Genomic DNA, 12443 nt, shown 5'->3' with positions numbered 1-12443 from the left:
GCTGTCTTTTTCACGTATTTTTAATCGTCTATCCCGAGCCTGATTTCCAGCTGGTCCTTTGCCGCGTCGAGCTGGTCGTCCATCTGTTCGAGCTGGTACTCATACGCACGGTAATCTTCCCCCGCAAGCATCCCCGACAGGTAATCCAGTTCCATCCGGCTGTCCAGCGCATCGATTTCGTATTCGAGCGCCTTAAACTCCGACTTCATCTCAAAATAAAGACTCAGGCTTTCCTCATAGGTCGCCGGCACCGTAACCCCCGCAGCCTTGTCGGCCGCAGCCTGCACCTCTGTTCCGAGCGCCGCAACAGCATCTGCATAGTCATCGCCGGAAAGCGTTTGAGACGGCGTTGGCAGCGGTCCTATAGACGGCTCTGCCGAATCCTCCGGAAATCCCGGCTCTTCCCAGCTTCCATAATACACTTCATCCTGCAAATCGTAAATTTCCTGCCAAAGGCTGTCAACCTCCGATTCGAGGCTGCTCAGGCGGCTCATCAGCATTGCATTTGTGTTGCCCATGCATCCCGTCGCGAACATAGCCACGACCAGCACGGCAACAATGATTAAAATGATCTTTTTCTTTCGCACAATTATCTCCTTCCGGTTTTTCCCCCAACCAGTTGTTTATGCATATTATACCATGAAAAATACTTTTTTGCATTTGCCGTGGTTTGGTGCTACAATGATGCACGAGAAGGGGGATGGAATATGCTGTACCAGATTTATGAGGGGAATATGTCCCCTGCGGGTGAAATGATTCAAAAGGACGGCTACTCCTATATTTCCGTTATTACGGTTCCGGAAGCGCTCAACTATTTATCGGGAATGCTTCCGGAAGCGCTGGCAAGGCACATCTTTGAAAATCCCTCCATGCGGTTTGAAAACCATGAGCAGTTTGACCTGTTGTGCCTTCCGCTGTTCCGTTCTTTCCGCGACCTTGCCCATAGCCCCTCCGTCTTTGTGCTTATCCAAAAAAATATGATGTACCTTATTTGCGATGAATGTAAAAACCTTGCTTCCATGCTCGAGCGTTTTGCAAAAAACAATGCCGGAGCGGCCGGAATGGGCAGGTTATTATGCGCGTTTTTTGAATACCAGCTTGACGACGACCTCGCCGAATTAGACAATATCGAAAAACAAATCGCTGATCTGGAAGACCGGGTCCTGACGGACCGGCAGGAAAATTTCACCAAGGAAATCATACACGAGCGCAAACGCCTGATGGCAATCATGCGTTATTATGAAGGATTGCTGAGCATCCTTGAATACGTGGCCATGAATGAAAAGCATGTTTTCAGCAGCCGTTCTATCCGTTTTTTGAATATCATTCACGGCAAAACGCAGCGGCTGTACGATAAGGCCAAAAACCTCCGTGAATACGTCTCCGAAATTCGCGAGGCTTACCAGGCCGAGGTTGATATCCGCACCAACAACATTATGAAAATCCTGACTATTGTGACGATTATTTTCATGCCGCTGACGCTGATCGTGGGATGGTACGGGATGAATCTGCGCATGCCCGAATATGGCTTTGCGGCGGCTTATCCTGTTGTCATTGTAATTTGTATTCTCGTGGCGGTCGTGGGAATCGTTTACTTTAAAAAGCATAAATGGTTTTAAACGAAAAGGGCCGCTATGCGGCCCCGCTTTTTATAAAAAAACGAAGAAATCAACGCCCATTTGTACCTGCGCAGGAACGAAAGCAACTCCGTATAAAGGCCGGTTTCTGTTCCTGCTTCGACGATTGTACCCCCATAGAATCAATCTCTCCCGGCTTAGCGTTTTCTTGCAATCTTGCCCGATATTGCCTCGGCAAAAAGCGCAATTCCCGCAACAATCAGGTAAATGCCAAGTACAAGCGCGACCGAGATAAGGCCGGTAAAAGGCAGGATCACCATCAAAACGCCAATAATAAGGTTCAGTATCCCGCTCATCATCAGCCAGGCGGTATCCTTGGTGTCGAGCTGCTTAAAGCGGCTGTAGGAGAAGAATTCCATGATTCCGCGGTATAATGCGAAAAAGCCAAGCACCGTGGTGAAAATCCCCATCATGGTAATCTGGTTCGCAGGGTCGCCAATGGAAAGTATAATGATTACAATGCCCATAAGCGCAAGTATTACGCCGCTGGCAAGAGTACCCTCGTTTCGATAGGAAGGCTCCGTCCTGAAAAATGCGATCAATTCGTATACGCCCATTAAAAGTATGCCGACCGCAACCGCATAATTGACCGCAAAGCCGACGCCCGCAGGCATCACAAGCAACAGGGCGCCAAGCACGGCCATACAGACCGCTATGATGCAGCCCATAATCTTATGCTGTTTCACCCGCTTGATTAACAGTTCCTCCGCTTCCGGTTCCATATCCGGGATCAAGTTTTCGTTATCCATTGTGCCTTCCTCCTAGCGTATTTGTCCGTCGCCGTCTATGACGAATTTTGTAGTCGTAAGCTCTGTAAGGCCCATCGGCCCGCGTGCGTGAAGCTTTTGCGTGGAAATCCCGATCTCCGCGCCATAACCGAATTCAAAGCCGTCCGTAAACCGCGTGGAGGCGTTGACGTACACCGCCGCCGCGTCCACATCCGCTTTGAACCGCTCCGCGTTTCGGTAGTCGTTGGTAATGATCGCCTCGGAGTGACCTGTGCCGTGCCGATTGATATGGTCGATGGCTTCCTCCACGTCGTCCACCACCTTTACGGAGATAATATAATCGAGGAATTCCGTGTCGTAATCCTCCCCGGTGGCCGGAATGGCGCCATACTTCTGGCATACCGCATCCCCGCGGATTTCCACATTTTTTTCCTTCAGCGCCCGGAAAACCTTGGGCAGGAATTCCGTGGCAACACCGCGGTGCACGAGCAGGCTTTCCGCCGCGTTGCAAACCGCCGGGCGGGAGGTCTTCGCATTGACCGTAATTGCCGTCGCCATTTCAAAATCCGCCGTTTTATCCACATAGATATGACAATTTCCGACGCCCGTCTGGATGACCGGAATCGTCGCGTTCTGTACCACGGACCGAATGAGCCCGCCGCCGCCTCGCGGAATGAGCACATCGATCAAATCGTTGAGCTTCATCATTTCCGCCACTGCCTCGCGGGACGTATCGGTTATGAGGCCCACCGCGCCCTTGGGCATACCGGCCGCCTCTCCCGCACGGATCAGCACGTCCGCAATCGCGATGTTGGAGTGAATTGCCTCGCTGCCGCCCTTCAAGACCACAGCGTTCGATGTTTTAAGGCACAGGCCGACCGCATCCGCCGTAACATTCGGACGCGCTTCGTAAATAATGCCGATTACCCCCATGGGTACGCGCTGCTTGGCGATCAAAAGGCCGTTCGGGCGCTTTGTCGCATGGACGATTTCACCAATCGGATCGGGCAACTCCGCTACGTCGCGAAGCCCCTGCGCCATCGCCTGGATTCGTTTCTTATCGAGCGCAAGACGGTCGATCAGCGCGGGCGTACGGCCTTTTTCGCGCGCCGCTTCCACATCGAGCGCATTTTGCTTCATAATCTCTTCCGTGTGGGACAGAAGGCCCGCGGCCATCGCTTCAAGAATCCTGTTTTTCTCAATTGTATTCAGGCGGTTCATTGCGGATTTTGCCGCTTTTGCCGCTTCCGCTACCTGTATTACCTTACCCATGGAGAACACTCCTTTGCCGTTTTTTTTAGTATACCATTCCGTTTTAAGAATTACAATTATGCCTTACAGCAGGATGCTTTCGCCGCGCTCCATAGGCATCACGATCCGGCTGCGGAAGGGCGCGAGCACCCTCGAGGCGCGCAGGGCGTGCGCCGCCTTTGCGCCCGCGCCGCCATAATGCATGGGAACGGCCCGCTTTGCGCCCACATGTTCCATAAAATATTCGATGCCAAGCAGCATGCTGCCGCCAAGACGGGGATCGACGGGCAGGAAGGCAAGGTCGATCCTGCTGCCCGCCATGCGGTTGATCTCGTTTTTGTAATCACGCGCCATCTGTGCGTTCCACGCCGGGTCTTCCCCTTCCCAATGCCACCAGTTGAGGTCGCCCGCATGATAAACCGCAAGCCCGTCCACATCCACGAGAAACGCCACGCCTTCGTCCGTTGAGCGAAAAGTTTTGATGTCCATGCCGCCGAGGCTGTAGTCCCGGCTTGGGGCGGCCGCCAGCGCGCCGGGATGCGGGCGGATATCGTCGGATAATACGTAGCGGATATCCGGAATTTTCTCCGCCCATTTGAAAATCATTGGGTTATAATGATCGCCATGGGCATGCGAGACAAACACGGTAACATGCTCGTCCGCAAGCTCTTCCGGATCGATCACGCCGCCCGCAAGCCCTTGCTTTCCGCCCGTCGGATGCTTATTCCAGCAATCAAAAATCAAAAAATTGCGCTCTGTTTTCACTGCGAAACCACTGTTGTCAAGATAGGTAATCCGCGCTTGCATAGGCCCTTCCCTCCATAAATTTTCCCTCTGTTACTATAACCAAAAAACCGCCCTTGCGGACGGTTTTTTAGATTTCTTTATTTTTCCGCCTGCCATTTTTCGCGGCCGTGCGTATAGGTTGGAAGCAGCAGCGGCGATACCTTGTCCGTAACGATCCCGGCATCCGCCATTTCCTGCGCGTACGCGTCCACATGCCCAAGCGTCAGCTTTCCGTTCTTTACATCCTTCGCCTTCGCCGACGCGCTCTTCCCGGCGTTGCGCCCGAACACGATGATGTCGAGGAGGGAGTTGCCCATCAGGCGGTTCCTCCCGTGGATTCCTCCTACCGCTTCACCGGCGATAAACAGGTTCTCGACGCCGCTCTGGCCGTCCACCGAAATATCGATTCCGCCGTTCTGGTAGTGCAGCGTCGGGTAAACGAGAATCGGCACCTCACGCATATCGATATCGTATTTCATATACATCCGCAGCATCGCCGGGATACGCTTTTCGAGCGTGCCCTCGCCGTGGATCATATCGATCATAGGCGTATCGAGCCACACGCCGCAGCCCTCGGGCGTTGGAATCCCTTTATTCCGCGCCTTGCATTCGCGGATAATGGAGGCCGCCGCAACATCGCGCGTTTCCAGCGGATGCATGAATGCTTCGCCTTCCGAGTTGATGAGCATTGCCCCGAGCGAACGCACCTTTTCCGTCACAAGCGCGCCGAAAATCTGTTCCGGGAACGCCGCGCCTGTCGGATGGTATTGCAGCGTATCCTGGTATAGCAGCTTCGCCCCCGCGCGGTACGCGAGGATAAGTCCGTCCGCTGTCGCGCCATAGTGGTTGGAGGTCGGGAAGCCCTGGTAATGCAACCTGCCCGCGCCGCCCGTCGCGAGGATCACCGTTTTTGCACGGGCCACAAGGTATTCGCCCGTCTCCATATTTTGCAGCACGGCGCCTGCCGCACGGCCGTTTTCATCAAGAATCAATTCCACCGCAGCCGTGAAATCCACAACCGGGATTTTCCGGTTCCACACCTCGTCGCGCAGCACGCGCATAATCTCCGCGCCCGAATAATCCCGCGCGGCATGCATACGCTTGCGGGACGTGCCGCCCCCGTGCGTTGTAATCATCGTGCCGTCCGGCGCCTTATCAAACATCACGCCGAGGTCGTTAAGCCACTTGACGGCCCCCGGCCCTTCGGTCACAAGCTTTTTCAGGAGGTCCGGCTTGTTTGCGTAATGCCCCCCGCCGAGCGCGTCGAGGTAATGAATCGCCGGGGAGTCGTTCGCCTTATCGGCGGCCTGGATGCCGCCCTCCGCCATCATGGTGTTCGCGTCGCCCATCCGCAGTTTGGTCACGACCATCACGTTCGCGCCTCCGTTATGCGCCTCGATTGCCGCGGAAGCGCCCGCGCCGCCGCCGCCGATGATGAGCACATCCACATCGTACGCAAGCCGACCAAGATCGAGGTCAAGCCCTTTCACGCGGCTGTTTGCCTGCAAAAGCGCCGCCAGTTCCTTCGGCACCTTTTCCCCTTTGTTGGGACCTATTTTCAAATTTTCAAAACCATCCGTTTTATAATCCGGATGAAATTCCCGCAGCAGATTGTGTTTTTCTTCGGCGGTCATCCTTTTCGGCTCCATACCGATCCTTGAAGCCCTTGTCGCCTCGACCTTCTTCGCCGAAGCAAGCATTTCCGGTGTAAACATATTTCCCGCCTCCTTAATCCTCATCTGTCGGTGCTGTCTGATCGCTCTCGATTTCCCTGTGGTTATAAAGCTCCTTAAGCTCTTCGATGGGCTTTGCCGCCACATCCTCGAGGAGCTGGGTGAAATCGCCGTGTTCAATGTCCTTCACGCGCTGCGTAAGGTGTTTTGCCTCGGGCGCGATATATTTTCCGGTAAGCCTGCGCGCGAGAACCGCAACCTGCGGATGCGAAATCTCGGCGGGGCAGCGCGCGGAGCACGCCCCGCACATTACGCAGTCGAACGAAAGTTCCGCGCATTTATCGTATTCACCGCGCTGTGCGTGCGCGATATATTGCATAACCTTCAAATCCTGCGTGCATGCCTTGGTGCATGCGTTACAGCCGATGCACTTATAAATTTCCGGGTAAAGCTGCATCATAATCTGCTCGTCCGGGCGCACCTCCTCGATATCGTAAAGCGGTTTTACGATCGGGAAATACGGCAGGGTCGCAACATACATGTTGTCCTCCACCGTGGTCTGGCACGCGAGGCAGAATTTCAGCGTATTATCGCCCGCGATGCGGTAGATTGTCGTGCAGGCTCCGCAGAAACCGTTGCGGCACCCGCACCCGCGCACGAGCTTATACCCCGCGTATTCCATCGCCCCCATAATGGTGAGGCCCGCCGGTACGCTATATTTCTTTCCAAACAGGAAGACATTTACCATTTTCTCCATAACCCTCTCTGTCTCTCCTCTCAATCAGTATTCGTCCGGCAGTTCTTCAAGCTCATCGCAGCGGAAAACCGGGCCGTCCTTGCATACATATTTGGAACCGATGTTGCAGCGTCCGCACTTGCCGACCCCGCACTTCATCCGCAGTTCCATTGTCGTATAAACCTGCTTCTTATCGAAACCGAGCTCAGAAAGCGCGCCCAGAACGAATTTAATCATGATCGGCGGCCCGCATACGAGCGCCGTCTTATCCGTGGAAAAACCGAGTTCTTTCACATAATTGGGAACAAAGCCCACATGGCCGTCCCAGTCTTCCTGTTTACGGTCGATCGTGAGATACACATTTACATTTTCAGCATGCGACCATTCGTCCCTGATCTCGTTAAAATCCACAAGGTCGTCCTTGGAACGCGACCCGTAAACGATATCGATCTTCCCGTAATTTTCACGGTAATGCAGCACATAGTTAATCACTGAACGCAGCGGCGCAAGGCCGATGCCGCCCGCAATAAACAGCAAATCCTTGCCGCGCAGCTCCGTCTCCACCGGGAACGCATTGCCATACGGCCCGCGGATCGTGATCTGCTGCCCCACGTCCATCTGGTGCAGCCAGTCGGTCAGGCATCCGCATTTTTTGATGCTGAATTCCATAAATTCCGTATTTGTGGGCGACGAGGTGATGGAAAACATCGCTTCCCCGACCCCCGGTATGGAAAGCATGGCGCACTGCCCCGGCATATGTTTGAAAACCACGCCTCCTTCGGGCGACACCGCGCGGAACGTTTTTACATCCGGCGTATCCTTCCTGATATCCGTAATGACCCCTATTTGGGGGATCAGCGTATCCTGTCTCATACTCATATCTTATTCCTTCGCCTCCGCTCCCAAAGCTTTTGCGACCTTCACAATGTTCATGGAGATCGGGCATTTTGCGACGCAGCGGCCGCAACCTACGCACGAATACATCCCGTCGTTGTTCGCCGGGAAATACACGAGCTTGTGCATGAACCGCTGGCGGAAACGCTCTACCTGGCTCTTGCGCGGGTTGCCGTGCGCCATGCGCGTAAAATCGGAATACATACATGAATCCCAGCAGCGGTAACGCCGGATTTCTTTGCCCGTATCGAAATCACGGATGTCATAGCACTGGCAGGTCGGGCACACATAGGTGCACGTCCCGCAGCCAAGGCATGCGCGGGAAAGCTCCGCCCATTTTTCGGACGCGAACAGCTTTTCGGTCGCGCTTCCATCGATTCCCGTCAGGTCGAGGTCTTTTAAGGGAAGCTTCTCCATGACCGCTTTCACTTGCTCCACCGCCGGGCCGATCTCCGCCTCGTCTGCCGCTTCGAGCAGTGAAAGCCCGGAAAGAAGGGCCTCGCCCTTTTCGGTCAGCGCCTTTACATAGAGGAAGCCACCCGCGATCCACGCGGAAACATCCCCGCCCGGCCGTGCCGGATCGATCCCGAACACCGAACAAAAGCAGGTTTCCTCCGGTGCGGAGCACGAAAGCGTAACCACGATTCCATTTTCCCGCCGCGCCGCATAATAGGTGTCTACCGGATCGGAAAGGAACACCCTGTCGAGGATATCCATCCCCCTTGCGTCGCATGCGCGCACGCCGAAAACCGCAAATTTTTCGTCCGGCGCATCCGGCGCGTCAATAGAAATTTCCTTTCCCTGCATTTTGAAGGAAACAAGGTCCTCGCTCTGCGGAAAAAACAGGCCCTTCGGGGATTTCACGGTGTGAAGGGCATCCAAATCCACATCCGCGCCTTCCTCCCATTTCCCGAAATTGACCGCGCCTTTTTTCTTTAAGGGAAGGTACAATGCCCGCTCCGCCGCAATCGCGGAAAAAAACTCCGAAATGCGGTCCATCGCTATTTTCTGCATCAGTTCTTCCCTCCTTCGATGGCGCCCGGTTCCACGTCTTCCTGCGTGTAATCCACAAGCGGCCACGCGGAGCTGTCGTCCGCTCCCGCCTGGTATTCGCCATAATTCTTATTGATGTCCTGAATGAACTTGCGGTTCAAAAGATGCAGCGGAATACCCTGTGGGCATACCCGGCTGCACTCGCCGCAGTCCGTGCATCGTCCGGCTACGTGGAACGCACGGATGATATGGAACATATTTTCTTCAAACGTATCTACATTCGCCTTGGCAGCGACGCCCGACGCGTCGTTGTCGAACACGCATTTCAGGCACGAGCACGCGGGGCATACATTCCGGCAGGCATTGCAGCGGATGCACTTTGAAAGCTCGCTGCGCCAGAATTCAAAGCGCTCATCCGGCGTCATCTGTTCGAGCTTCTCCACCATGCCGAAGCGGTCGTGCTTCCTCAGTTCCACCGGCGCCGTGTCTTCGATCACGTCGTCCGCGGCCATATGCTCCGGCCCCTTGCACGCCATACACCGTTCGAGCAAAACATCGTTTATTTCGCACGTCTTTTCGCCGTACAGCGTCTGCGCGGTCAGCGTGCCGCCGTCCTCCGCGATACGTTCGATTCCCTTCACGCCTTTTACATTCAGCTTTTCCACGTCTGCAATCCCGTGGCACGGGATTCCCAGCACATAGACCTTTTCCCGGTCAATCCGGTGCTCTTTTACGAGCTGGTTGAAGCTGTACGTATCACAGGGCTTTAGAAGCGCAAGCACCCTGCCCTCTTTTTTGCTTTCCGCAATGAGATATTTACTTAAATTCGCGCCGCAGAAACTGTTGTATACAAGGTTCCCGAGATTTTCCGCCGTGAAAACCGCGGGCGTATTATCGTAGCAATATTCGCCCTTTTCCCAGCCGAGCACCCGGTCTACCGTGCCGTCTGCAAGCAGCGCGCGCGCTTTTTCCTTGATTGCTTTTTCTACCGCTTGCATCTCAGGTCCTCCAGTCTCTTGTTCTCACCCAGATTATGGATGGTTTCTGCAAATTCGTTCATTACCTGCGCGAAGCGCTGGCCTTCGGCCGCCGACACCCACTCGACGCGGGTCCTTCCTTTTTCAATGCCAAGGTATTCAAGCATGCTGAACAGGAGCGCCATCCGCCGGCGCGCGTAATAATTTCCCGTTGAATAGTGGCAGTCGCCCGGGTGGCACCCGTTGATAATCACACCGTCCGCCCCGCGCTGGAAAGCCCGCAAAATAAACATCGGATTCACCCTGCACGAGCAGGGCACGCGGATAATCTTTACGTTGGCCGGATAATTAAGGCGGCTTGTACCCGCAAGGTCCGCGCCCGCATAGCTGCACCAGTTACAGCAGAATGCGACGATCAGCGGCTTGAATTCGCTGCTGCTTTTTTGTTCGTTCAGTTCCGGCATATCGCATCCACCTCCGCCATAATCTGTTTATTTGTAAAGCCCTTGAGGTCCATTGCCCCGGACGGGCACGTCACCGTGCACGCGCCGCAGCCCTGGCAAACGGCTTCGTTGACCTCGGCGACCCTGCGCATTTCGCGCACGCCGTGGTCGTTAATTTCCTTTTCCACATATTCGATGGCTCCGTACGGGCACACATTCTGGCATGCCGAACAGCCGTTGCACAAAAGCTCGTCGCTGCCCGCGACACACGGATTGCATGTGAGCTTGTCTTTGGCCAGGAGCCCGATAACCTTTGACGCGGCGGCCCCTGCCTGCGCGACCGTTTCCGGGATATCCTTCGGCCCCTGGCATATCCCCGAAAGGAATACGCCCGCCGTCGGGCTTTCCACCGGCCGCAGCTTGGGATGCGCTTCCGTAAAAAAGTCGTTGGTGTCCATACTGGCCGTGAGCATCGTGGCGAGGGGCCGGGCGCTCTTGTCCGGCTCGATTGCCGCCGCGAGGACCACCATATCCGCATCGATGTGCATTTGCGTGCCGCTGATGAGGTCGGACGCCTGCACATGGAGCACGCCGTCTTCCTCCGCGACCTTGCCAACCATTCCTTTGACGTAATTCACGCCATACTGCTCAACCGCGCGGCGCTGGAACTCGTCGAAATTCTTACCCGGCGTCCGCACGTCGATATAGAACACATAAACCTCCGTATCCGGGTATTTTTCCCGCACAAGCATTGCGTGCTTCGCGGTATACATACAGCATATTTTCGAGCAATACGGTTTGCCGCACTCCGTAGTGTCGCGCGAGCCGACGCACTGTACGAACACCAGCGTTTTCGGATGCTTGCCGTCCGACGGGCGAAGCAAAACGCCCTTCGTCGGCCCCGCCGCGTTCATCAGCCGCTCAAATTCAAGCGAGGTGACCACGTCCGGGTTTTGCGAATATCCGTATTCGTCAAAATCATCCATGGGAATCGGATTAAAGCCTGTCGCCGCGATAATCGCGCCGTATTCCCGCGTAATGATCTCGTCCTGCTGTTCAAAATCGATGGCGTTCGACGGACAGCTTTTTTCACACAGGCCGCATTTCCCCGTTTTGTAATGAATGCATGCGTCATGGTCGATCACCGGCACATTCGGTACAGCCTGCGCAAACGGCACATAAACGGCGCTGCGGGTATTGAGCCCCATATTGAACTCGCTTTTCGCTTTTTTGGACGGGCATTTTTCCATACACACGCCGCAGCCCGTGCACAGGTCTTCCTTCACGTTCCGCGCCTTCTTGCGGATATCCACCGTAAAGTTGCCGACAAAGCCGGAAACCTTTTCCACTTCGCTGTAGGTATACAGGTGTATTTTCTCATGCTGCGCCGCGTCCACCATCTTTGGCGTCAGGATGCATGCCGCGCAGTCGAGCGTGGGAAACGTCTTGTCAAGCTGCGCCATCTTGCCGCCGATGGTCGGCGACTTTTCAACGATATCCACTTCATAGCCCGCATCCGCGATGTCAAGCGCCGTCTGGATGCCCGCAATGCCCCCGCCGATCACGAGCGCACGCTTTGTAACCGGGCTTTCCCCCGCGGTCAGCGGGGCGTTAAGGTTCAGCTTGGCAATCGCCGCTTTTGCGAGTATGATTGCCTTTTCCGTTCCCTCGTCTTTCTCCTTATGAATCCACGAGCATTGCTCGCGGATGTTCGCGATCTCTACCATATACGGATTGAGGCCCGCGGCGGCCGCCGTCTTGCGGAAGGTCGCCTCGTGCATCCGCGGTGAACACGAGCAGATCACAACGCCCGTGAGCCCATGCTCTTTGATCGCGTCCTTGATCTTCGCTTGCCCCACCTCGGAGCACATATACTGGTAATCTGTGGCGAGAACAACCCCCGGCTCGCTTTTGACCGCTTCGGCAACCGCCGAAACGTCCACCGTGGCCGCAATGTTGCTTCCGCACCAACAGACGAAAACTCCTATTCTCTGCAAGAAAAATTCACTCCTCTCGTCGCAGCACGCCCTTTTGCTCGAGTCGCCCTATCGTGCGACTCTTCGCTTTTTGGGCGGCTGCTCCTCTACCCCTATGAACTCACTTCGTTCGAGTTCATCGGGGGCCCCATGCCTCTGTACACGCCCTTTTGCTCGAGTCGCCCTATCGTGCGACTCTTCGCTTTTTGGGCGGCTGCTCCTCTACCCCTATGAACTCACTTCGTTCGAGTTCATCGGGGGCCCCATTCTATGTGCTGTTAATTGTCGGAGCAAAGTTCGCTCTGAGCTTTGCATAGCTTCGGTTACCCAATCGCTTTCGCTCTTGGCG

At 55.1% G+C, this 12443-nt stretch carries 12 protein-coding genes; 1 reads left to right on the top strand and 11 read right to left on the bottom strand.

Annotated elements, in window-relative coordinates; all coding sequences use genetic code 11:
• Window positions 1-20: 20 nt before the first annotated feature.
• Complete coding sequence (locus BBD38_RS09155; RefSeq protein WP_066687217.1) at window positions 21-587, bottom strand: hypothetical protein; 567 nt, start codon at window positions 585-587, stop codon at window positions 21-23.
• Window positions 588-707: 120 nt separating this feature from the next.
• On the opposite strand from BBD38_RS09155, the gene BBD38_RS09150 reads away from it, so the two are divergent.
• Entirely contained in the window at window positions 708-1619 is a 912-nt protein-coding gene (locus tag BBD38_RS09150) for a magnesium transporter CorA family protein (protein ID WP_066687215.1), read from the top strand.
• 155 nt (window positions 1620-1774) lie between these two features.
• On the opposite strand, the gene BBD38_RS09145 is transcribed toward BBD38_RS09150, so the two are convergent.
• The 10 genes from BBD38_RS09145 to BBD38_RS09100 form a co-directional block, all read right to left on the bottom strand.
• Window positions 1775-2386, bottom strand: coding sequence for an HdeD family acid-resistance protein (locus BBD38_RS09145; RefSeq protein WP_066687209.1), 612 nt, complete (start codon window positions 2384-2386; stop codon window positions 1775-1777).
• Window positions 2387-2398: 12 nt separating this feature from the next.
• Window positions 2399-3637, bottom strand: coding sequence for a glutamate-5-semialdehyde dehydrogenase (locus BBD38_RS09140; protein ID WP_066687206.1), 1239 nt, complete (start codon window positions 3635-3637; stop codon window positions 2399-2401).
• A 63-nt stretch (window positions 3638-3700) separates the two neighbouring features.
• The gene (locus BBD38_RS09135; protein WP_066687200.1) at window positions 3701-4423 is read right to left on the bottom strand and encodes an MBL fold metallo-hydrolase; all 723 of its coding nucleotides are present in this window, start codon (window positions 4421-4423) and stop codon (window positions 3701-3703) included.
• Window positions 4424-4500: 77 nt separating this feature from the next.
• Window positions 4501-6117 (bottom strand): FAD-binding protein, encoded by a 1617-nt coding sequence (locus tag BBD38_RS09130; protein ID WP_066687196.1) that lies wholly within the window; start codon window positions 6115-6117, stop codon window positions 4501-4503.
• A gap of 13 nt (window positions 6118-6130) precedes the next feature.
• Complete coding sequence (locus BBD38_RS09125) at window positions 6131-6832, bottom strand: 4Fe-4S dicluster domain-containing protein (protein ID WP_066687193.1); 702 nt, start codon at window positions 6830-6832, stop codon at window positions 6131-6133.
• Window positions 6833-6856: 24 nt separating this feature from the next.
• Window positions 6857-7684: an FAD/NAD(P)-binding protein gene (locus tag BBD38_RS09120; protein WP_066687183.1), complete on the bottom strand. Its 828-nt coding sequence runs from the start codon at window positions 7682-7684 to the stop codon at window positions 6857-6859.
• 9 nt (window positions 7685-7693) lie between these two features.
• On the bottom strand, window positions 7694-8719 hold the full coding sequence (locus BBD38_RS09115) for a 4Fe-4S dicluster domain-containing protein (protein WP_066687180.1): 1026 nt from the start codon (window positions 8717-8719) through the stop codon (window positions 7694-7696).
• Entirely contained in the window at window positions 8719-9696 is a 978-nt protein-coding gene (locus tag BBD38_RS09110; RefSeq protein ID WP_066687177.1) for a 4Fe-4S dicluster domain-containing protein, read from the bottom strand. Before BBD38_RS09110 ends, BBD38_RS09115 begins: the two co-directional genes overlap by 1 nt.
• Complete coding sequence (locus tag BBD38_RS09105) at window positions 9684-10139, bottom strand: hydrogenase iron-sulfur subunit (RefSeq protein WP_066687175.1); 456 nt, start codon at window positions 10137-10139, stop codon at window positions 9684-9686. The genes BBD38_RS09110 and BBD38_RS09105 overlap by 13 nt, the downstream gene beginning before the upstream one ends.
• Window positions 10127-12115, bottom strand: coding sequence for a CoB--CoM heterodisulfide reductase iron-sulfur subunit A family protein (locus BBD38_RS09100; RefSeq protein ID WP_066687173.1), 1989 nt, complete (start codon window positions 12113-12115; stop codon window positions 10127-10129). Before BBD38_RS09100 ends, BBD38_RS09105 begins: the two co-directional genes overlap by 13 nt.
• Window positions 12116-12443: the final 328 nt, after the last annotated feature.

The organism is Christensenella intestinihominis (assembly GCF_001678845.1).
Taxonomy (GTDB): Bacteria; Bacillota; Clostridia; order Christensenellales; family Christensenellaceae; genus Christensenella; species Christensenella intestinihominis.
Note: the sequence above shows the minus strand (reverse complement) of the source record. Positions and strands in the feature narration are given on the sequence as shown.

What these genes read in the sequence shown, in the direction of transcription:
- BBD38_RS09145 (WP_066687209.1), bottom strand. Translation starts at nt 2,386, where the DNA reads ATGGATAACGAAAACTTGATCCCGGATATGGAACCGGAAGCGGAGGAA.
- BBD38_RS09130 (WP_066687196.1), bottom strand. Translation starts at nt 6,117, where the DNA reads ATGTTTACACCGGAAATGCTTGCTTCGGCGAAGAAGGTCGAGGCGACA.
- BBD38_RS09105 (WP_066687175.1), bottom strand. Translation starts at nt 10,139, where the DNA reads ATGCCGGAACTGAACGAACAAAAAAGCAGCAGCGAATTCAAGCCGCTG.
- BBD38_RS09110 (WP_066687177.1), bottom strand. Translation starts at nt 9,696, where the DNA reads ATGCAAGCGGTAGAAAAAGCAATCAAGGAAAAAGCGCGCGCGCTGCTT.
- BBD38_RS09140 (WP_066687206.1), bottom strand. Translation starts at nt 3,637, where the DNA reads ATGGGTAAGGTAATACAGGTAGCGGAAGCGGCAAAAGCGGCAAAATCC.
- BBD38_RS09150 (WP_066687215.1), top strand. Translation starts at nt 708, where the DNA reads ATGCTGTACCAGATTTATGAGGGGAATATGTCCCCTGCGGGTGAAATG.
- BBD38_RS09120 (WP_066687183.1), bottom strand. Translation starts at nt 7,684, where the DNA reads ATGAGACAGGATACGCTGATCCCCCAAATAGGGGTCATTACGGATATC.
- BBD38_RS09115 (WP_066687180.1), bottom strand. Translation starts at nt 8,719, where the DNA reads ATGCAGAAAATAGCGATGGACCGCATTTCGGAGTTTTTTTCCGCGATT.
- BBD38_RS09125 (WP_066687193.1), bottom strand. Translation starts at nt 6,832, where the DNA reads ATGGAGAAAATGGTAAATGTCTTCCTGTTTGGAAAGAAATATAGCGTA.
- BBD38_RS09135 (WP_066687200.1), bottom strand. Translation starts at nt 4,423, where the DNA reads ATGCAAGCGCGGATTACCTATCTTGACAACAGTGGTTTCGCAGTGAAA.